General features: G+C 61.6%; 18 protein-coding genes. 7 read left to right on the top strand and 11 right to left on the bottom strand.

Features of this window, described 5'->3' with window-relative positions:
- Positions 1 to 109: 109 nt before the first annotated feature.
- Entirely contained in the window at positions 110 to 1,327 is a 1,218-nt protein-coding gene (locus NKJ08_RS07375) for a beta-propeller fold lactonase family protein (RefSeq protein WP_352778023.1), read from the top strand.
- A gap of 111 nt (positions 1,328 to 1,438) precedes the next feature.
- Here the strand turns inward: NKJ08_RS07375 and NKJ08_RS07370 are convergent, their stop codons facing one another.
- From NKJ08_RS07370 to NKJ08_RS07335, 8 genes are all read right to left on the bottom strand, one after another.
- Positions 1,439 to 2,506, bottom strand: a complete 1,068-nt coding sequence (locus NKJ08_RS07370) for a BMP family ABC transporter substrate-binding protein (RefSeq protein WP_352778025.1) — start codon at positions 2,504 to 2,506, stop codon at positions 1,439 to 1,441.
- Between the two features lie 48 nt (positions 2,507 to 2,554).
- Complete coding sequence (locus NKJ08_RS07365; RefSeq protein ID WP_352778027.1) at positions 2,555 to 3,475, bottom strand: ABC transporter permease; 921 nt, start codon at positions 3,473 to 3,475, stop codon at positions 2,555 to 2,557.
- The gene (locus NKJ08_RS07360) at positions 3,475 to 4,587 is read right to left on the bottom strand and encodes an ABC transporter permease (RefSeq protein ID WP_352778104.1); all 1,113 of its coding nucleotides are present in this window, start codon (positions 4,585 to 4,587) and stop codon (positions 3,475 to 3,477) included. The genes NKJ08_RS07365 and NKJ08_RS07360 overlap by 1 nt, the downstream gene beginning before the upstream one ends.
- Complete coding sequence (locus NKJ08_RS07355; protein ID WP_352778029.1) at positions 4,584 to 6,176, bottom strand: ABC transporter ATP-binding protein; 1,593 nt, start codon at positions 6,174 to 6,176, stop codon at positions 4,584 to 4,586. The genes NKJ08_RS07360 and NKJ08_RS07355 overlap by 4 nt, the downstream gene beginning before the upstream one ends.
- Positions 6,177 to 6,330: 154 nt before the next feature.
- Positions 6,331 to 7,308, bottom strand: coding sequence for a quinone oxidoreductase family protein (locus NKJ08_RS07350; protein ID WP_352778031.1), 978 nt, complete (start codon positions 7,306 to 7,308; stop codon positions 6,331 to 6,333).
- 18 nt (positions 7,309 to 7,326) lie between these two features.
- Positions 7,327 to 8,145: a phosphatidylcholine synthase gene (pcsA, locus tag NKJ08_RS07345; protein WP_352523748.1), complete on the bottom strand. Its 819-nt coding sequence runs from the start codon at positions 8,143 to 8,145 to the stop codon at positions 7,327 to 7,329.
- On the bottom strand, positions 8,142 to 8,756 hold the full coding sequence (locus NKJ08_RS07340) for a DUF1326 domain-containing protein (RefSeq protein ID WP_352778033.1): 615 nt from the start codon (positions 8,754 to 8,756) through the stop codon (positions 8,142 to 8,144). Before NKJ08_RS07340 ends, pcsA begins: the two co-directional genes overlap by 4 nt.
- Before the next feature lie 15 nt (positions 8,757 to 8,771).
- Complete coding sequence (locus NKJ08_RS07335) at positions 8,772 to 9,710, bottom strand: DUF2182 domain-containing protein (protein WP_352523744.1); 939 nt, start codon at positions 9,708 to 9,710, stop codon at positions 8,772 to 8,774.
- Positions 9,711 to 9,771: 61 nt separating this feature from the next.
- Between NKJ08_RS07335 and NKJ08_RS07330 the strand changes: the two genes are divergently transcribed.
- The gene (locus tag NKJ08_RS07330) at positions 9,772 to 10,983 is read left to right on the top strand and encodes a UbiH/UbiF family hydroxylase (protein WP_352781578.1); all 1,212 of its coding nucleotides are present in this window, start codon (positions 9,772 to 9,774) and stop codon (positions 10,981 to 10,983) included.
- A 220-nt stretch (positions 10,984 to 11,203) separates the two neighbouring features.
- Positions 11,204 to 11,527, top strand: coding sequence for a heat shock protein HspQ (gene hspQ / locus NKJ08_RS07325; RefSeq protein WP_352523741.1), 324 nt, complete (start codon positions 11,204 to 11,206; stop codon positions 11,525 to 11,527).
- A gap of 122 nt (positions 11,528 to 11,649) precedes the next feature.
- Here hspQ and NKJ08_RS07320 read toward each other — a convergent pair whose 3' ends face one another.
- A complete protein-coding gene (locus NKJ08_RS07320; protein ID WP_352523739.1) occupies positions 11,650 to 12,279 on the bottom strand; it encodes an invasion associated locus B family protein in 630 nt (209 codons plus the stop codon).
- 229 nt (positions 12,280 to 12,508) lie between these two features.
- Between NKJ08_RS07320 and NKJ08_RS07315 the strand changes: the two genes are divergently transcribed.
- Both NKJ08_RS07315 and NKJ08_RS07310 read left to right on the top strand, forming a co-directional pair.
- Positions 12,509 to 14,329 carry an extracellular solute-binding protein gene (locus NKJ08_RS07315; protein WP_352781577.1) on the top strand — a complete coding sequence of 607 codons (1,821 nt, stop codon included), beginning with the start codon at positions 12,509 to 12,511 and terminating at the stop codon, positions 14,327 to 14,329.
- A gap of 23 nt (positions 14,330 to 14,352) precedes the next feature.
- Positions 14,353 to 15,030, top strand: a complete 678-nt coding sequence (locus NKJ08_RS07310) for a DsbA family oxidoreductase (RefSeq protein WP_352523735.1) — start codon at positions 14,353 to 14,355, stop codon at positions 15,028 to 15,030.
- A 6-nt stretch (positions 15,031 to 15,036) separates the two neighbouring features.
- Here the strand turns inward: NKJ08_RS07310 and NKJ08_RS07305 are convergent, their stop codons facing one another.
- Positions 15,037 to 15,471 (bottom strand): hypothetical protein, encoded by a 435-nt coding sequence (locus NKJ08_RS07305; RefSeq protein ID WP_352523733.1) that lies wholly within the window; start codon positions 15,469 to 15,471, stop codon positions 15,037 to 15,039.
- Positions 15,472 to 16,121: 650 nt separating this feature from the next.
- Here NKJ08_RS07305 and NKJ08_RS07300 point away from each other — a divergent pair.
- Entirely contained in the window at positions 16,122 to 18,011 is a 1,890-nt protein-coding gene (locus tag NKJ08_RS07300; RefSeq protein WP_352523731.1) for an ABC transporter ATP-binding protein/permease, read from the top strand.
- Between the two features lie 279 nt (positions 18,012 to 18,290).
- Complete coding sequence (mgtE, locus tag NKJ08_RS07295) at positions 18,291 to 19,655, top strand: magnesium transporter (RefSeq protein ID WP_352523729.1); 1,365 nt, start codon at positions 18,291 to 18,293, stop codon at positions 19,653 to 19,655.
- A 57-nt stretch (positions 19,656 to 19,712) separates the two neighbouring features.
- Here mgtE and gor read toward each other — a convergent pair whose 3' ends face one another.
- Complete coding sequence (gor, locus tag NKJ08_RS07290; protein ID WP_352523728.1) at positions 19,713 to 21,101, bottom strand: glutathione-disulfide reductase; 1,389 nt, start codon at positions 21,099 to 21,101, stop codon at positions 19,713 to 19,715.
- Positions 21,102 to 21,171: the final 70 nt, after the last annotated feature.

Genomic DNA, 21,171 nt, shown 5'->3' with positions numbered 1-21,171 from the left:
GACACAAATGGAGACAGTTCCGATGCGACGCCGGTTTCTCATAGCAATTGCTTTTTTTCTAATGCCGAGCTTTCCCGGCGCACAGCCGTCCGAAGATCGGGGCGGAACCGTGTTTGTACTCTCCGACATCGATATGGTGCCGACCGTGTACGAGACGGGGGAGCTCGGGCCTCCCGACCTGGACCATCGCGATACGCTCTCAGTCGTCACCTCGCCGGCGGAGAAATCCCGCTCTATCGCGATGATCGAAGTTTCGAATTCGACCTACGGGCCGCCGGGAGCACTCGACATCTCCTTGGGCGGCCAGTTCGCTTTCGTCGCCGAGACTTTCCGCCAACGGCCCGAAGGGGCCACCCGCCTCGATGAGCTGCAGCAAGGCGACACGATCCGATCGTTGCGGCTGGATGGCGGCCGCTCGGCGGTGGTCGACAGCGTTCGGATCGGAATACAACCGCAGGCGATACATCTCAATCCAGCAGGTGATCTCATCGTTGCAATCACCAGTGATGCCGACCGCGAACTCTCTTTTGTTCCGGTCAGGGAGGGCCGGTTCGGTCCTGTCTCCAGTTTCGGTCTGGACCTTGAGCCGTCAACGGGTTTCATTCCGTTGAAGGCGACCTGGGTGCAGTGGCATCCAAGCGGCCGGTATATTGCGGTCAATCTCGTCGACCGTGGCCAGGTTGCCTTCTACGAGGTCCTGCGCGCGCAGAACGGAGCGATTTCGGGCATTCGTCCCTGGGGCAATCGCGTCCAGACGAATAAGTTCCCCTTTGTTGGCCGCTTCTCGCCGGACGGCCGCCATTATATCACCTCCGATGTCCAATGGGGAATCGATACGGTCGGTTTCTATGGAGTTCAGGAGGGCGTTCTCACCACGGTCCGGCTCGCCGATGTCGGGGCGACGGGCGACGCTGCACGGCATACCGTGCCTCACATCGCACTTGGCGGCTGGGGCGCTGAGACGATCGCCTTCAGCCCTGATGGCCGCTTTCTCGTCACGTCCAATCTTCGCGGCACCGGCAAGCCGGACGGCTCGCGCGACCGGACCGAGCACGCGTCGCTCAGCCTCTATCAGCTGGACGCTGAAACAGGGCGGCTGATACCACACGGCGAATGGCCGCTCGCAGGCGTTCTGCCGCAAGGATTGGCTTTTGATCGGATGGGACAGAAGCTCTTCGTTGGCGTCAATCGTTACCGCAATGACGAAACGCCGTTGGGCGGTGCCGTCGAGATATGGGGGATCACTACGGAAGGGCGCCCTGCGCTCGCTCCCACGTCAGATCGCATCAGGCTGCCCGCGGGCGTCCACACCATAGTCGCCCGCTGATACCAGCAGGTAGTCCGCTTCCAGCTGACGCGTACGAAAAAAGGGCGCACAAAGGCGCCCTCTTGGTTCCGACGAAGCGGACCGGAACCAGGGTCGGCATAGCGCGGCTGCTTACTGCGGCAGCTTGTCGTCGACGCCCTTCACGTAGAAATTCATCCCGAGCAGCGTGCCGTCGTCGGCGACCTCGCCGTCCTTCAGCCACGGTGTGCCATCCTGCTTGGCGATCGGCCCGGTGAAGGGGTTCCAGCCGTCGGCGATCTTCTTAGTGGTGGCTTCGGCCATCGCCTTCACGTCGTCGGGCATGTTGGTGAACGGCGCCAGCTTGACGGCGCCGTCCTTGATGCCCAGCCAGACATTGTCGGGCTTCCAGGTGCCGTCGAGCGCCGCCTGGACCCGGCTGATATAGTACGGACCCCATTCGTCGGTGAGCGAGGTCAGTTGCGCGTGCGGTGCGAACTTGATCATGTCGGAGGACTGGCCGAAGCCGTGCAGCTTGCGCTCCTCCGCCACCTGCAAGGCAGCGGTCGAGTCGGTGTGCTGGACGATGATGTCGGCGCCCTGGTCGAACAATGCCTTGGCGGCGTCGGCTTCCTTGCCCGGATCGAACCAGGAGTTCACCCAGACGATCTTCGCCTTGAAGTTCGGGTTGATCGACTGCGCGCCGAGCATGAAGGAATTGATGCCCATCACCACTTCCGGGATCGGGAAGGAAACGATGTAGCCGGCGACGCCCGACTTCGATTGCTTGGCGGCGATCTGGCCAAGTACGTAGCGGCCTTCATAGAAACGCGCATTGTAGATGCCGAGATTTTCGGCCGTCTTGTAGCCGGTGGCGTGCTCGAACATCACCTTGGGGAATTTCTTGGCGATCTTCACTTCCGGGTCCATGAAGCCGAAGGACGTGCCGAAAATGATCTTGCATCCCTCGCGTGCCAGGCGTTCGAAGGCGCGGTCGGCATCGGGGCCTTCGGAGACATTCTCGAGATAGGCGGTCTCGACCTTGTCGCCGAGTGCCTTTTCCACCTCGAGCCGGCCCTGGTCGTGCTGGTAGGAGTAGCCGAAATCGCCGATCGGGCCGGTATAGACCCAGCAGGCCTTCAGCTTGTCCGCCGCCTCGGCTGAGGCCGCCAGCGACAATGCGGCCGTCGTCGCCATCAGGGCAATAAGTAGTCTTTTCATTGTGTTACCTCTCTGAGTTAAGCCTTGGAGCTTCCGTCTTTTTGTTTGTCAACGATCCGGAACGAATGGCTGCCCCAGGCAAGCCGGCGTGTTCATCATCGTCAAACGCTTGTTGCGCGAGATTAGAACGAGAACCACGATGGTTGCCAGATAGGGCAACGAAGAAAGCAGTTGCGAGGGGACCGGAATGCCAAAAGCCTGTGCATGAAGCTGGCCGATCCACACTGCACCGAAGATATAGGCGCCGGCCAGCACCCGCCATGGCCGCCAGGAGGCGAAGACGACCAGAGCCAGCGCGATCCAGCCACGACCGGCGGTCATATTCTCCACCCATTGCGGCGTGTACACCAGCGACAGGTGGCCGCCGGCAAGCCCTGCACAAGCGCCGCCAAAGATCACCGAAAGATAGCGGTAGCGGATGACGTGGATGCCGAGCGCATGGGCGGATGTGTGGCTGTCGCCGATCGAGCGCAGAGTGAGCCCGGTGCGGGTCTTGAACAGGAACCACATGACAACGGCAGTCAGCGCGATCGAGATGTAGAAGATCGGATCCTGGCCGAACAGCAGCCTGCCGACGATCGGGATTGCGGTGAGGCCGGGAATATCGAGGTTTGGCAGCCTCTGGCCGGGCTGGCCGACAAAATTCGTCCCCATCATGCCGGAGAGGCCGAGACCGAGCAGCGTCAGCGACAGGCCCGTCGCCACCTGGTTGGTGGCCAGCGACAGCGTCATGACGGCAAACAGCAGCGAGAACAGCGCGCCCATTGCGATCGCCGCCAACAGCCCGATCCACGGCGAGCCGGTGAGATAGCCGGCGCCGAAGCCGCCGACCGCGCCCATGATCATCATGCCTTCGACGCCGAGATTGAGCACGCCGGAGCGCTCGACCACCAGCTCGCCGATCGCCGCGATCAGCAGCGGCGTCGCCGCCGTCGCGATGGTCAAGAGGATGTTGACGGTAATGTCCATCAGCGGGCTTCCTCCATCTTCGGCGCTGCCTCGAGCTTCGGCGCGGAAAAGCCGGTCAGGCGAATGCGATAATGAATGAGCGTGTCGCAGCCGAGCACGAAGAACAAAAGCATGCCCTGGAACACCCGCGCCACCTTGTCGGAGATGCCGAGCGCGCTTTGCACCGCCTCGCCGCCGAGATAGGTCAGCGCCAGCACAAGGCCTGCGGCGACGATGCCGAGCGGATTGAGCCGGCCGAGGAATGCCACGATGATGGCGGTAAAGCCGTAGCCCGGCGAGATCACCGGCTGCAGCTGGCCGATGGCACCAGAGACCTCCGAAATGCCGGCAAGCCCAGCCAATGCCCCGGACAGCAGGAAGGCAAAGAAAACCATGCGTCTGAGGCCGAAACCGGCAAAGCGCCCTGCCCTTGGGCTCGAGCCGAGCACGCGGACCTCGAAGCCCTTCAGCATACGGCTCATCAGGATCCAGATCAGCACCGCCGCGACCAGCGCGAAGACAAATCCCCAGTTTGCCCTGCCGGAATCCGGGAGGATCTCCGGCAGTATGGCCGAGTCGTTGAACTGGATGGTCTGCGGGAAACCATGGCCCTGCGGATCGCGCCACGGCCCGCGCACCAGCCAGTCTAGGAAGAGCTGGGCGACATAGACCAGCATCAGGCTGGTCAGGATCTCGTTGGTATTGAAGCGCGTCTTGAGCAGTGCGGGGATTGCGGCATAGGCCGCCCCGCCGACCATGCCGAGCAGAAGCATCAGCGGCAACACCAATGGACCTTCGAACTGCGGAAACAGCACGGGGATGATCGAGCCGACAATACCGCCCAGTATGAACTGGCCTTCGGCGCCGATGTTCCAGATGTTGGCCTTGTAGCAGACCGACAGCCCGACCGCGATCAGGATCAGGGGGGCGGCCTTGATCGCCAGCTCATGCAGCTGCCAGACCTGGCTGATCGGTTCGATGAAGTAGATATGGAAGGCGGTCAACGGGTTGACGCCGAGCAGCGCGAACATGATGGCGCCGGCAATGATCGTCAAAACGAAAGCGATGAAAGGCGACAGTGCTGAAAACAGCATCGAGCGCTGCGGGCGTTTGACGAGTTCGAGGCGCATCAGGCCGTCTCCAGCGTGTGTTCGGCGTGGCCGGGCTCGGCGCCGCCCATCAGCAGCCCGATCTTCTCGAATGTCGCTTCGGCTATCGGCAGCGGCTTCGATAATTCGCCATTATGCATGACCGCGATTGCATCGGATATCTCGAACAGCTCGTCGAGATCCTGGCTGATCACCAGCACCGCCGAACCGCTGCGCGCCAGCTCGATCAGCGCCTGGCGGATGTGGGCCGCCGCACCCGCGTCGACCCCCCAGGTCGGCTGGTTGACGACCATGACGCTTGGTCGGCGGTCGAGTTCTCGGCCGACGATGAATTTCTGCAGATTGCCGCCCGAAAGAGCAGCAGCCTCCGGATCCGGCGCGCTCTTGCGCACGTCCATCGCCTTGATGATGCGCTGGGCAGCGGCATAGATCGCATCGCTCTTGACCATTCCACCGGCGCTGACAAACATTTTGCCGTCGGTGGCATGGCGCGACAGAAGCAGGTTTTCCGAAAGCTTCATGCGCGGCGCTGCGCCATGGCCGAGCCGCTCTTCCGGGACGAAGGCAGCGCCCATAAGGCGCCTACCGGTGATGGTGAGGCCGCCGGCATCCTTGCCGCGGATGCGGACCGAGCCGGCATCCTGCTGCAGCACCTCGCCGGAGACGGCTTCGAAGAATTCGCCCTGGCCGTTGCCGGCGACGCCGGCAATGCCGATCACCTCGCCGGCGCGGACCTTAAGGTTGATGTTCCTGAGCGGGATCGAGAACGGTGTCGCCGGCTTGCGGGTGAGTGCGCGGATTTCAAGCAAGGTCGAGGCGGTCTCGATATCTTCTGCCGGCGCGCGCACCACGGCCTGCACCTCGTTGCCGACCATCATCCGTGCCAACGAAGACGCGGTTTCCTGGCGCGGATTGCAATGGCCGACCACCTTGCCGTGACGCAGCACGGTGGCGCGGTCGCAAATGCGTTTGACCTCTTCCAGCCGGTGCGAAATGTAGAGAATGGATTTTCCTTCCGAGCGCAGCCGTTCGAGCGTCTCGAACAGCTTATCGGCTTCCTGCGGCGTCAGCACCGAAGTCGGCTCGTCGAGGATGATGAGCTGCGGCGTCTGCAACAGGCAGCGGATGATCTCGATACGCTGACGCTCGCCAACCGACAGATCGCCGACCAGCGATAGCGGGTCGAGCGGCAGTCCGTAACTGTAAGAGAGCGCCCTCGCCTTGGCCGCGATCGTGCTTATCGGCGAGCCGTCATCCAACGACAGCGCGATGTTCTCCGCCGCCGTCAGCGCCTCGAATAGTGAAAAATGCTGGAAAACCATGCCGATGCCGAGCTTTTTTGCGGCGCCGGGGCTGGTGATCCTGACCGCCTGGCCATTCCAGAAAATCTCGCCGGAATTCGGTTCCAGCGATCCAAACAGCATTTTCACCAGTGTCGACTTGCCAGCACCGTTCTCACCAAGCAACGCGTGGATCTCGCCCCTGGCGATGTTGAGGTCGACATGGTCGCACGCCGTCAGCGTGCCGAATATCTTGGTAAGGCCACGAACCTCCAGCAGGTTTGCGCCGTCCTGATCTGCACTCACAGTGCCTCCATCTGGTTTGCCAGACATGTTCTGTGTTCCCGCTAACATGGTATGCGCGGCCCGCTGTCGCCGGTAAGCGCCTCGCGACTTGAAAGAGCTTCAAGAATTTCAGCGGAAACTCAAGCGGTAAAGAGCAGTTCGCAAGAACCGCGGCGTCGGCGGGCCGAAAAACTGCGGGCGTTCAAGGGATAAGTATCGTTGTCCCGGTCGTCCTGCGTCCTTCGAGATCGGAATGCGCCTTGCCGGCATCACTGAGCGCGTAACGCTGATTGATCCTGATCTTGACGGCACCGCTGAGCACCACATCGAATAATGCGGCGGCGGAAGCCTCGAGGTCTTCGCGCTTGGCATTATAGACGAACAGCGTCGGCCGCGTTGCGAACAACGAGCCCTTCTGCGCCAGCAATGAGATGCTGAAGGGCGGGATCGGCCCAGACGATTGACCGAAGCTGACGAACGTGCCGAGCGGCCGCAGGCAATCGAGCGAGGCTGGAAATGTGTCGTTGCCGACCGAATCATAGACGACGTCGCATTTCTTGCCACCGGTGATGGCGGCAACGCCGGCGACGAAATCCTGCTCGCGATAGTTGATGACGTGGTCGAAGCCATGCGCCTTGGCGAGCTCGATCTTGTCGGTCGAACTTGCGGTGCCGATCACCGTCGCACCGAGATGCTTGGCCCATTGGCCGAGGATCAGCCCAACACCGCCGGCCGCCGCATGAAACAGGATCGTGTCGCCGGCTTTCACTTTGAAGGTACGGCGCAACAGATACTCGGCGGTCATGCCCTTCAGCATCATCGCCGCGGCCTGATCGTCGCCGATGCCGTCAGGCACTTTCACCACGCGATCGGCGGCGATCACGCGCCGCTCCGCATAGGCGCCGGTGGTCACGGCATAGGCGACGCGATCTCCGGGCTTCAGCCAGTCGATTTCTGCGCCGACCTCCAAAACCACGCCGGCCGCCTCGCCGCCGGGAATCAGCGGGAACCCACTGGGTAGCGGATAAAGGCCCGAGCGATAATAGACGTCGATGAAATTGAGACCGATGGCGGTGTGCTTGACCAGGATCTGTCCCGAGGCCGGCTGCCCGGGATCGGCATCCTCATAGGTCAGGACCTCCGGACCGCCATGGGCATGGATGCGGATCGCTTTGGACATTTTTTGGCTCTCTTGGGATCAGGCTTTTTTGTCATCCGGCTTGGCGCCGAGATTTGGAAAGAACTGCATGATAGCGCCGATGCAAGCGAGGTAAAGCCCGGTGACCGTAATCCCAATTTTGATGAAAACGCTCACCTGCTCGCCCAGCACGCCGATCTGGTCGTAGAAGGAGGCAAGGGCGGCCTGCGCCAGCGCCAGCGCGCCAAAAGCGCACCAAAGCAGTGTCATGCCGAGATTGATGCGCCGCAGCCGCTTTACCCGCACCGGATGGATGAAATGGATCGGCACGAAGGTGAGGATGCCCGCCACCACGACCACGGCGAAGGAAACCCATTGTCCCGGTTCGATGACGAACAGCGTGAACACCACCATGTTCCAGACGACAGGAAAGCCCTTGAAGAAATTCTCCTTCGTTTTCATGCCGGTATCGGCATAGTAGATGGCGCTGGACACCACGATGATCGCCGCCGACAGGAAAGAGAGGCGCTCGCCCATGAAGCCGCGCTGATAGAGCGCGAAGGCCGGGATCAGCACGTAGGTCACGTAGTCGATGATGTTGTCGAGGAGTTCGCCCGACCATGTCGGCAGGATTTCCTTGACATCGAGCTTCCTGGCGATCGGCCCGTCGATGCCGTCGACGAACAGCGCCAGGCCCAGCCACCAGAACATCGCCGTCCAGCGCTGCTCGCTCGCTGCCACCAGCGACAGGAACGCCAGGAACGAGCCCGACGCGGTCAAAAGATGGACCGAGAACGCCCGCGCCTGCGGCCATGTGACTTTCTTCTTCGGCCGCGGAATCCGGTCGGCGATTTTCCTGGCCGTCGTCTTCTTGCTCACGGGCCCCGCCAGTCCAGCTTGCAGATTTCGGCCGAACGGCCGGCAAAGTTCCAGTTGCGGCCAAAGGCCCGCATTTTGCTCTTTTCGGATTTGGCGACGATGATTTCCGGTGCGATCCAGTATTCCGAATTGCTGACGACCGTATCCTTGTCACGGTCCTTGCCGACGATCGGCGTCACCGCACCATCGATGATCCTCGGTATCTGGAAGATGCGCGTTTTCTCACGCATCTCGTAGGTGATCGGCACCTGCTCGACGCCGAGGAACTTTCCGACCAGGATGGAGAGCAGCGATGTGGTTCCGCTGGCCTTGCCGGTGAAGATCTTCGTCAGTGCCTTCACAGCGTAAACCGAAGCGCGCTTGTCGATGAACAAGCCGGCAGTCCAGTTGCCACGGCTCATATAGCCGGGGATTTCCATGACCAGCCCAAGATTGAGACCGGACAGGTCGACCTCGCCGAAATGGCCGGCATCGATGCGGAATCCGGCCCAGGTCTGGCAATAGCCTTCTGTTGGCGGATGACTGCCGAGCGACAGCACGCACGGGCAAAAAACCGTGCAATTGCAGGAGAGGACGAGCTCTCCCTTCATTGCCCAGCCTTCATCTGTCATCGAATTATCTCCCCCTCATGTCGAGACTACTAGCAGCGCGGCTGCCCAGACAAGCAGTATTGCACCGGCCAGCCGCGTGAGCAGATTGCCTGCCGTCTGTTTTTCGACCAGGGTGAACAGGCCGATCAGCGCCATCCAGAACACGTTCATCACACCGACGGCAAACATCACCAGCATCAGTGCCCAGCAGCATCCAAGGCACCATAGGCCCTGCTCCATGCCGAGCCGGAAAATGCGAATGGGCTTGGCGCTCCAGTTGGCGAACAGGACCGAGAACGGATTTCTGCACTTCTCCAGACAGGCTTCCTTCAACCAGCTGAACTGATAGAGACCGGCGATCGACAGCGCGGCTGCTCCGGCAATTCCAACCGCCGGATCGAGCATCTGCCCGGATGACGCGAATGCATGGACTGCCAGCGTCAGGGCTGCGAACGTTGCCGAGGCGGCAAGCCAGACGCTCAAATATCCAGCGACCAGGACCAGCGGATGGACGACCGGTTCCCTCTTGATCCGGGCGGTATCTGCGATCTCGCAATAGGTGCGGATCATCGGCGCCGCGGAGGGCAGCATGGTCGCGATGGCCATCAACAACCACATCGCGGTGAGTGCCCCGCCTTGCGCACCTATGCTTGCGCGAAGCGGCGCAGGCGCAAGGCAGAGGGCGGAGAAACGCGCAAGGAAATCCGGCAGCGGCAGTTGCGGCAGGTATTCCAGCATGGTGTCGCCGGGTGCATCGGCGCCCGGGAGCCGGCTTACGGCACCACGAATCGCCATCGCGCCGAGAAGGAGCCAGGCAAGGGCGATGCCCATGCCAGCAACAACGCTCACCATCAGTCGAGGGCTGCGCGCAACCCTCGCCATCGCGCGGCCGGTACGGTCGAGGTGGCTGAAATCGTCTTGTTGGCCGGTCATGGCAACCGAATGGGCCGAATCGCCGCGTTGATCAAGACGCATCACCTGACCTATATGGACCAACAGGTCGGATAGGCCTCACCTCGCAATCCGGAAGCCGAATTTGGACCATCGGGAAACAGCACGGATACTGGTTGCCGGCAGCGGCCCGGCGGGGCTGATCGCGGCGCTTGGCTTTGCCAACGCCGGCTTTCCCGTGACGCTGGTAGGGCCTGAGGCAGCCGGCCCCGATGGCCGGACGACAGCCTTGATGAACCCTGCCCTGAAGATGTTCGAGCGGCTTGGGGTCCTCGACGGCCTCAGGCCACACGCAGCGCCGCTCAAGGTGATGCGCATCGTCGATGCAACCAGCCGGCTGATCCGCAGCCCGACAGTGACCTTTCGCGCCAGCGAGATCGACGAAGAGCAATTCGGGCTGAACTCGCCCAACGGTGTCCTCAGCCGCATGCTAGCCGAGGCTGTCGGCGCGCATTCGGGCATCGAGTGGCGAAAGTCGATGGTGGAGGCATGGCGCCTCGATGCCGACCATGCCCATGCCTTTCTCGCCGACGGCAGCGAGGTTGAGGCGTCGTTGGCGGTTGCCGCCGATGGCCGCCAGTCGCCGGCCCGCGAGGCAGCCGGTATCCGGACATCGGTCCGATCCTATCCGCAAGCGGCGCTGGTGCTCAATTTCGGTCACCGCAGCGACCATGCCTTTACCTCGACCGAATTCCACACCGAGACCGGTCCGTTCACACAGGTTCCCCTGCCCGGCAACCGGTCCAGCCTTGTCTGGGTGCTCGAACCGGATATCGCCAAGGACCTTGCAGCACTCGACGACGCCGAGCTTTCGACGCGGGTCGAACAGCGGATGCAATCGATGCTGGGCCGTGTGTCGGTGGAACCCGGGCGGCAGGTCTATCCGCTTTCAGCGGTGAGCCCATGGCGATTTGCACAGCACCGCGTGGCCCTTGTCGGCGAAGCCGCCCATGTGTTTCCGCCGATCGGCGCGCAAGGCCTCAATCTCGGCATCAGGGATATCGAAGACCTGATTGGAATCGTTCGGGAAAATTCCTCCGATCCAGGCGCCGCGAAGGCACTTGCCGCCTATGATTTCAAGCGGCGGCCGGACATTCTGGCGCGCAGCAGCGCGGTCAAGCTGCTCAACATGTCGTTGCTTTCCGACATGCTGCCGGCCCAGCTGGCGCGTAGCGCCGGTCTTGGCGTGCTTGAGGGGTTTGCGCCGCTGCGCGCGTTTTTCATGCGCGAGGGTCTTCGACCTGGCAGCGGTTTTGCAGCATTTTTTGGTGGATTGCGAAACCCGGCTGGGCGATAGCGATCTTGGGCACCGCCCTTGATCCGCGTGCTGCAAGCTCAACCCGGCATCATGCGCTTCGGGATTGAATTGACGCGGCGTCTGCGCCAAATAACGAAGATGTCGACCGCAAGGTCTAGGCCAATCTTTGTCGGCCCGATGCGTAAGAGTCTAAAGTCTTGGAGCGTTCCTTGCGTGTTCCAGGATGCGTGGCGTTCAGGAAGTTAAAGTGGTGAGTGCGATGAAGACAGCCAAATTCTCGATCGGACAGGTGGTTCGCCACCGGCTGTTTCCGTTCCGCGGCGTCATTTTCGACGTCGATCCGCAATTCGCCAATACCGACGAATGGTACGAGGCGATCCCCGCTGACGTGCGGCCGCGCAAGGACCAGCCTTTCTATCATCTGCTCGCCGAGAATTCGGAAACGGAATACATCGCCTATGTGTCCGAGCAGAATTTGCTTGAGGACCGGTCGGGCGAACCGGTCCGGCATCCGCAGATCGGTGAGATGTTCGATAAGAAGTCGGACGGGCGCTACGAGCCGAAGCACCAATCGAGACATTGAGTTAGCTGGGACTGGGCTGGGACTTGGCCGGCTTGACACATGGCTGGACCCGACAATCGGCCGGTTCAAACGAAAAAAGCGGGGCATGAACCCCGCTTTTTGTTGGTTTGAAAACCCGTCGATCAGTTGGCGGCCTTCGCCTTGTCCTGCTCTTCCTTGAGCTTCTTGGCAAAATCCTGATTGTTCTTGGCGACGAACTCCTGGAGCTTCTTCTGCCGGTCCTCGATGTCCGACTGCTGCAGCGGCGGGCCGTCGAAGGCGCCGCTGAAGCCGGTCAGCGCAATCTTGATCGGGTTCGGCTGGTTCTGGAAATTGACCGAGGTGAGCGTCAGCGCCGATCCCTTCTTGAAGGATGCGACGAGTTGGTCGGTCAGCGGCACTTCCGCCACGCAGCGGTCCGGGAAGCAGATCACATAGTCGAGCTTCTGCGCCTTGCCGGCGTCGATCTGGAGGCCGATGCCGGGAGGAACCAGACGGCCGGTCGGAACCGTCACCTGGAACACTTTGCGGTTCACCTTGCCCTTCAATTCGATCAGGCTGACTCCGGTGATGAGCTGGCCGTTGCCGGCAGTAGTGATGTTCTGGACGTTGCAGATGTCGACGTCTTCCTGCTTGGTGCAGGCCTTGAACCAGCCTTGCGGAATCTGCTGTTGCTGCTGCGCGGAAGCAGCGGGGAGCCCGGCGCCGAGAAAGCCGACCACACCAGCGGCCATGACCGACAGGCGGTACGCGTTGCTGTTCAGGCTCGTCATGTCGTGCATTCCTCTCAAATGATCCCGGAACCGGCTTTTCGCGCCGTGTGGTCCAGCTACCTGTTGCCGAAATGAGGCAACAGAATGACTTCGGACGGCGTGTTACACTGCAAGCGATGCCGAATCCAGCCCGGGCCTTGCGAATCTTAGCCGAGGGATTGGGTCAAGGGGTTGGCCGGTGCACGACCGGCTCATGTATGCTGCGCGTCGAATCGGGAAGGAGACGGTCATGGGCCGCGTTGTCGTTTGGCTGATCGCCACAATGTTGTTTGTCGGCCTTTCCCTGCAGTCGGCCCTGTCGGAACCGAAGCACGCGCTTGCCATGCAGGACGGTCCGGCGCTGCCGGCCGACTATGATCATTTCAACTACGTCAATCCCGGCGCGCCGAAAGGCGGCAGCATTACCTATTGCGTCGTCGGGAGCTTCGACAATCTCAATCCGTTCATCCTGAGAAGTCTGCGCACCACCGCGCGCGGCATGATGGATCAAGCTTTTGGCAATCTTGTCTTCGAGCCGTTGATGCAGCGCAACTACGACGAGGCCTTCAGTCTCTACGGCCTGCTCGCCGATACCGCCGACATGGATCCCGAGCGCAAGAGCATCGAATTCCACCTCGATCCCAACGCCAAATGGTCGGACGGCGAGCCGGTGACGCCGGAAGACGTGTTGTTTACCTATGACGTCTTCACCGAGAAGGGCCGCCCACCTTACAGCCAGCGAATGAAAGCGATTGCCAAGCTCGAAAAGACCGGCGACCGCAGTGTGCGCTTCACCTTCAACGACAAGGCCGACCGCGAATTTCCTTTGATCATTGCGCTGACGCCGATCATCCCGAAACACGCCTTCAACAAGGACACCTTCGAAAGGACGACGCTAAAGCCGGTGATCGGCAGCGGGCCTTACACGGTGGCGCAAGTCGTGCCCGGTCAGCGCATCGTGTTCAAGCGCAATCCGGACTATTGGGGCAAGGACGTGCCGTCCAAGCGCGGCTTCGACAATTACGACCAGATCACCATCGAATATTTCCTCAACGCCAACGCCAAGCAGGAAGCGTTCAAGAAAGGCATCTGCGCCATCGACGACGACAGCGACCCGGTCAAACGCGAGCGCGATCTCGATTTTCCGGCCTTCCACAGGGGCGAGGTCATCGCCGAAACTTTCGATACCGGCATTCCGCCGGTGGTCAACGGTTTCCTGTTCAACACGCGGCTGCCGAAATTTTCCAATCCGGTCGTGCGGCGCGCGCTCGGCATGCTCTACGATTTCGAATGGGCCAACAAGAATCTGTTCGGCGGCAAATACACGCGCACGATGAGCTTTTGGCAGAATTCCGAGCTGTCCGCGCTCGGCCACCCGGCCAGCGAAAAGGAAAAGGCCCTGCTGGCCCCCTACCCCGGCCGCGTGCCCGCAGATGTCATGGACGGCACCTACAGGCCGCCCGTTACCGACGGCTCCGGCCAGGACCGCAAGGTGCTGAAGGCGGCATTCGAGCTGCTGAAGAGTGCGGGCTATACGGTGCAGGACGGCGCGATGCTCGATCCCGAGGGAAAGCCGTTCGGTTTCGAGATCCTGACCGCCTCGCAGGACGAAGAGCGACTTGCCGCTATCTATCAGCGCACCCTTGAGAAGCTCGGCATCGATGTCGGCATCCGCAGCCTCGATGGTGACCAGATCCAGTCGCGCAAGCAGCGTTTCGATTTCGAGGTGCTGGTCGGCTCGACCGGTTTCAACAACTCGCTGTCGCCCGGTATCGAGCAAACCGGGCGCTGGGGATCCGCTGCCGCCAAGGCCGAAGGATCGTTCAACCTCGCCGGCGTCGCCGATCCGGCGGTGGATGGGGCGATCGAGGCGATGCTGAGAGCTCGTTCGAAGGAGGACTATGTCGCCGCCGTCCGCGTTCTCGACCGGCTGCTGATCTCCGGCAACTACATGGTGCCGACGCAGCACAACAACCAGCAATGGCTCGCTTATTGGAACTATCTGGAACACCCGCAAAAGACGCCCATATACGGTTATCAGTTGCCGACCTGGTGGCGCAAACCGAAGTGACCTCTTCAGAACAGGAGATCAAGATGAACGACGAGAACTCGATTACCGTCGATGTGGTCTCCGACGTCGTGTGCCCCTGGTGCTTTATCGGCCAGAAACGGCTCGACAAGGCGATTGCCGCCGTCGATATCGACGTTCACATACGTTGGCGGCCCTTCCAGCTCGACCCGACGATTCCGCCCGAAGGCAAGAACCGCCGCGACTACATGGTGGCGAAATTCGGCAGCGAGCAACGCATCCGCGAAATCCATGCCCGGATCGAGCCGTTGGGCGAGGCTGAAGGGATTTCCTTTGCCTTTGACGCCATCAAGGTCGCGCCCAATACGCTGGATGCGCACCGGCTCATTCGCTGGGCCGGGACGGCCGGCGAGGCCATTCAGAACCGGGTGGTGCGCCGGCTGTTCCAGCTGAATTTCGAGGAAGGCGCCAATCTCGGCGATCATGCCGTGCTGATCGAAGCCGCCCGCGAGGCCGGCATGGATGCGTCCGTGGTCGAAACGCTTCTGCCGACCGACGCCGATGTCGAGGCGGTGCGCACCGAAATCGCCACCGCTTCGCGCATGGGCATATCGGGTGTGCCGTGCTTTCTGCTTGAAGGCAAATATGCGGTGATGGGAGCCCAGGACGCCGATACGCTTGCCGATGCGCTCCGCCAGGTCGCCGCGGCCAAGGCACGCGGCGAACTGGAAACGGCGAACTGAGCCGGACTATTTCACCGTCACCTTGGCCTTGCTGACGAAAAAGCCATGGCCATGCTTGCCGGTGCAGGTCAATCCCTTGGTGGATGACTGGCAGAAAAACGGCCCCTTGCTCCAGCTATTGCCATAAGCCAGTTTGGCGACGTCGCCGCAGCAGCCTTGCTCGCCAGGATTCTTGATCAGCGTCGCCGGACCTTTCGGGCCGAGGATGATGGTGACGTAGCTGGGCTCGACGCGCGAACAGCTCAGTTCCGGTCCGCCATCCTGCGGCTCGTAGGTGCTGGTGCCGCCCTTCGGCGTGTAGATGCAGCCGATATTGCCGGACGGCGTGTTGAACTCGACCTGCCCTTCAGCACTTGCCGGGATGGCCTGGCTGCCGGCATGTGTTTGCGGCAGCCAGGTAAATGTTGCGAGCGTCGCGGCTAGTAGTATTCGTGCAAGCATAAAGGACTCCCCCCAGTTCAAACCCGAACGCACCCGGCAGGTTCGATCCGCAGCACATCATTGTCAAACTCAGTTTGTGCGCGCTCTAAATAAGCACGATCTAATAGTTCTGGTTCGCGTCATGGACTGTGCCGGCAAGGCTTGGCCGCGGCAAGGTATCGACAAGACGGTTCAACCCACGAATCACAGTCACTTTCTGGCCGCCGACGAGGTTGGACATGGTCGTAAAATGCACGCTGAAGGCAGAACAGTTCGCGTACCCAGGCCGGTTCAAGGTGTGAAGATCGGCCGCTGGCCACGCCCTTGTGTTCACAAAGCTGTGCGAACGGCTTCCCTGAGGGAAGGTGTTTAATTCACCCGCGCAGGCTGGCAATCCTTTGAAATTGCGGACGTAATCCGCCTCTCGACATGTGATGGCATGGCGCCGTGATCATTCATTCTGTTGCTCGACGGCAACGGCCGGCGAGCCAATCCACCTGCGGCTGGAGAAAAGCTAATGGAAAATGATCAATTGGTGTTACTGTGCGTAACAAAAGAAAAATCGTTTGGGCGGGATAGTGATTCGGGTCGATAGACCAACGCGACATTCAATATCGGAAAAATGGCTCCGCGGTGCCGCAAGGCCGTCGCCCCTGACGCCCGTATCGTCGATGCGCAGCTTCTGGGGACTGATGCGAGCCTACTGGTTCTCGGACCGGTGGATGGAAGCGTGGACGCTGACCCTGGTGATCGCGCTGCTCACCGCGCTCTCCAGCAAGTCAGGCGTTTGGTTTGCCGTAGCGTCCGGAGAGCTGGTCAACTCGATCGCCTTTTTCCACGATGCCGCAAACACCACCCCGCTTCAGACACTGCTGACCAATGCCGGGATACTTGTCCTTCTGGTCGTGCTCAAGGATGCGGGTTTTACCGGTATCCGCAGCCTGGTATCCGCAACGTTGCATCGCAAATGGCGCGGCTGGCTGGACAGCCAGTTCAACGAAGCCCTGCTTGACGCCAATCACACGCATTTCCACGCTCAGCATGGCTCGTCAGGCGCCGCCGCTCCCGACAATATCGACCAGCGCATCCAAGAATCGATCAAGGATATGACGGGCGGAGCCATCGGCCTCGCCATGGGGGTTCTGGCCGTTGCCACTTCATTGTATTTCGTCGGCCAGCAACTGCTTGCACACTCCGCAGAGGTCAAAGGGCTGGAATTCCTTGGCAGCTATGGCAGCGCCGTCCTCGCCTTTCTGGCGGTCGCCACCTACGTGCCGTTGAACACCTGGATCGCGGTCAAGCTGGGCAGGCTGCTGGAACGGCTCAACGTTAGAATGCAGCAGGCCGAAGGCAGCTATCGCGGCGAGCTGATCACGTTCCTGCGCCGCAGTTTTCACGTCGCCGCATCGCAGGGCGAGGATGTGCAGAAGACAGTGCACAGCCAGCGCTATGTCGACATTGACCGCACATGGGCGCGGCTGAACATCGTCAACACCGGCTACAATTCGTTCGAGCTGATCTACAATTTCATCGGTGCCCGCATCGTGGCCTACGGGCCAGGCCTTGTTCCCTTCATCCACAACGGTTTCGATCTCAAGGGCTACATAACCGGCTCCGAGATGGTCAACTCGCTGATCAGCCAATGTTCATGGTTCATACATGTTATGCCTGCCATAGCCGCGGTGCGAGCCAACAGCCAGCGCGTCACAGAACTCGCAAACGCCATCGAAAACGTCCAGCACCCGCAGGAATTCTACAGCCTGACCGGCCGCTCCGAGTTTCGCTACGACCGCCAGAACCCGGTGTTCGGCCTGACCATCCAGAAGCTCGAGCTGGCGCATCAGGGCGAGGACGCATCACCGTTCCTGAGCGCCGCGAATTTGCGCTTCCGGCGCGGCGAGTGGACGTTCCTGAAGGGCGAATCAGGTTGCGGCAAGACCTCGCTGATCAAGGCGATCAACGGCCTGTGGCCCTATGGCCGCGGCACCATTGTCTTCCCGGAAGGGGTCAAGAGTTTCTACGCCGCCCAGGAAGTCAAGCTGCAGCAGGTCTCGCTGAAGCAACTGGTCTGCCTGCCCGGTTCCGAGCATGATTACGCCGACCTGCAGGTCGCATCCGCCCTGCACAAGGCCGGCCTCGGCGATTTCATCGAGCATTTGGCCGATGAGAGCCGTGAAGGAAAGATCTGGGATCAGGTTCTCTCGGGTGGGCAGAAACAGAAGCTGGTTGTCGCCCGCATCGTGCTGCAGCAGCCGGGATTGCTGTTCCTCGATGAAGCCACCGGCGCGCTCGACCCCGATGGAAAGATCGCCTTCCATCAGGCGATCAAGGACAATTGCCCCGACGCAACCGTGATCTCGATCATGCACGAGGCGGCGCCGCCGAGATCGCTCGCGGGCACCGAATTCTACCACAGCGTGGTTGCCATCGCCGACGGCGTCGCCACCAAGAAGCCGCTGGTTCCGAGCTTGCCGGTCGAGCTCACCACCATCCTCACGCAGCCAACGCGGCCGGCCGAGGACAAATGGCTGCGCTTTCCCCGCCGGCTGAAGCAGAGATAGCCGCGGCGCCACTGTCGTTGCCGGCATCCCCAGGCCAGCCTGCCACGTAGCCCGATCACAGTCTCGCGATCCAGCCGGTCTGCTGCTGTTTTCAGCTGCTCTTGCGATTGACTCGGCAAGGCGCGCTCCTATGTTCCGCCGGCTTGCAGAATCTCACCCGAACCCGCGAGCAGAAAGGTCACCGCGCCATGCTTGGCGACAGTCACAGTCGAACGCAACCGCCGTCCGCTTGACGTGACCTGACCGGCTCACGTCCTGCCGGACGGCAAGGAGTGAGCCATGAACGAATTTTCCCCTGTCGCGGGCGGCGATGCCATCGCCATCGCCCGCGTGCTTGCCAACGAACACGTCGCCGACATCGTCGAGGCCCTGAACCGGGAGCCCCGCGAGACGGCATCGGAGCTGCTCTGCGAAGTGCCGTTCGAGCGGCTGGTCGAGATCTTCGACCAGCCTGAACTCGACGGCGCATCCGAACTCGTCGAGGCGCTACCCCGCATCAAGGCAGGCAGACTGCTTGCCGCCATGTCGGTCGACCGCGCCGCCGACATACTGCGCGATCTGAACGAACCGGCTCGTTCCGAATTACTCGGCGGCCTCGCGCCGCCGTTGCGCGCGACGCTGCTTGCCATTCTCGGCTACCCCGAGGGCAGCGCCGCCTCGCTCATGACGACCGAATATGTCAGCGTGCCCTCGGACTGGAGCGTGGCCCGCACGCTGGATTACATCCGCAAGGTGGAGCGGACGCGCGAAACCGTCTACGCGATCTACATCGTCGATCCGCAAACGCATGTCCTGTTGCGCTCGACCAGCCTGCGCCGTCTGATCGCAGGTGAGCCCGACGAGTTGATCATGGCAATCGCGCCGGATCGCGCACCTGTCACCGTTTCGCCGCTGACCGACAGCGGGAAGGTCGCCCAACTGATCTCCAAATATGATTTGCTCGCCGTTCCGGTCGTGGACAACGGCAAACTCCTCGGCATCGTCACCATCGACGATATCATCGACACGATGATCGAAGAAACGACGGAGGACGTGCATCGTTTCGGCGGCATGGAAGCTCTGGACGAGCCCTACATGAAGATGAGCTTTCCGGCGATGATCCAGAAGCGCGCCGGTTGGCTATGCGCGCTGTTCGTCAGTGAGATGCTGACCGCCAATGCGATGCAGAGCTACGAGGGCGAGCTGGAAAAGGCGATCGTGCTGACCCTGTTCATTCCATTGATCATGAGCTCCGGCGGCAATTCCGGTTCGCAGGCGACCTCGCTCGTCATCCGGGCGCTGGCGCTGCGCGAGATCGGCCTTGGCGACTGGTGGCGGGTGGCCCTGCGCGAGCTGCCCACCGGCCTGGTGCTTGGCTCGATCCTTGGCGTAGTCGGCGTCTGCCGCATCGCGCTCTGGCAGTATCTCGGCTTCTACGACTACGGCCCGCACTGGCCGCTGATCGCCATGACGATCGGCGCCACGCTAGTCGGCATCGTCACCTTCGGCTCGCTGTCGGGATCGATGCTGCCGTTCGCCCTGAAGCGCATCGGCTTCGACCCGGCCAGCGCGTCGGCTCCGTTCGTCGCCACGCTGGTCGATGTCGCCGGGCTGGTGATTTATTTTTCGGTGGCGTTGGTGATCCTGCGCGGAACGCTGCTGTAAAAAAACTCACGCGCTTCCATCGCGGCAATCTCGTTGCCGCGATGGGTTCTTGTCGCGTCAGACGCGCTCACCATCTCTCACCCGGTAAGTCGGCTTGTACATGGTGACGAGTTCTTCCGCCGCGGTCGGATGCACCGCCATGGTACGATCGAAATCATCCTTGGTCAGCCCGGCCTTCAGCGGTATGCCGAGAAGCTGCGCCATTTCGCCGGCATCCGGCCCGAGGATATGGGCGCCGAGGACTCTTTTCGAGGCGCTGTCGACGACCAGCTTCATCAGCATCTTTTCGTCGCGGCCGGAAAGCGTATGCCGCATCGGCCGGAAGGTGGCGCGGTAGATTTCGAGATCCGAAAAGCGTTTTGCCGCCTCATCCTCCGACAGGCCGACCGTGCCGATCTCGGGCTGCGAAAAGACCGCGGTAGCGATCGTGTCGTGGTCGGGCGCCGTCGGATTGTCCTTGAAGGCGGTCTCGACGAAGCACATCGCCTCGTGGATTGCCACCGGCGTCAATTGCACGCGGTGGGTGACGTCACCGATCGCCCAGATGTTGTCGATATTGGTGCGGGAGTATTCGTTGACGTGGATTGCCCCGGTCTTGGTCATCTCGATGCCGACGCCCTCCAGGCCCATGTTCTCGGTGTTGGGAATGCGGCCGATGGCGAGCATGACCTGGTCGACCGTCAGCACGGTGCCGCCGGTGACAAGCGCGTCGAGCCGGCCGTCGGGCCGCTTCCTAACCCACTCAGACACCGCGTGGCAGAGGATTTTTATCCCCTTCTTTTCCATCGTTTCGTGCAGCATGCGTCTGAGGTCCATGTCGAAGCGGCTGAGGATCTCCTTGCCGCGGTAGACCAGCGTGGTGTCGACGCCAAGGCCATGAAAGATGTTGGCGAATTCGACCGCGATATAGCCGCCGCCCTCGATCATGATCGCCTTCGGCAGTTCCTTGAGGTCGAAGGCTTCGTTGGAGAAGATGCAGTGCTCATGGCCGGGCAATGCGGGATGCGGTGCCGGGCGCCCGCCGGTAGCGATCAGGATCTGGTCGGCGGTAACGGTGCGATCCTCACCGAGAAGATGCACCACATGCGGATCGACCAGCACGGCGCGCGAGTGAAAGACTTCGCCGCCGGCGCCCTGCACATTGTTCTGGTAGATGGCCTCCAGCCGGCTGATTTCGCGGTCCTTGTTGGCGACCAGCGTCGGCCAGTCGAAACGCGCCTCAGGCACCGTCCAGCCATAGCCGGCGGCGTCGGCGAAATGCTCGGGGAATTGCGAGGCGTAGACATAGAGCTTTTTCGGCACGCAGCCGCGGATCACGCAGGTGCCGCCATAGCGGTATTCCTCGGCGATGCCGACCCGCTTGCCGAGTGCTGCCGCGACGCGCGCCGCCCTCACCCCGCCGGAGCCGCCGCCGATGACGAAAAGATCGTAGTCGTAACCGGCCATGGCTGAGCTCCTGCCCCTCAAACAACGAGACAGGTAGGCTGCCAGCCACCAAAAGAAAAGCCCGGACTCA

It is taken from the genome of Mesorhizobium sp. M0244 (assembly GCF_040321795.1).
Lineage (GTDB): Bacteria > Pseudomonadota > Alphaproteobacteria > Rhizobiales > Rhizobiaceae > Mesorhizobium.
The sequence above is the reverse complement of the archived record's forward strand: the minus strand, read 5'-3'. Positions and strand labels throughout refer to the sequence as shown.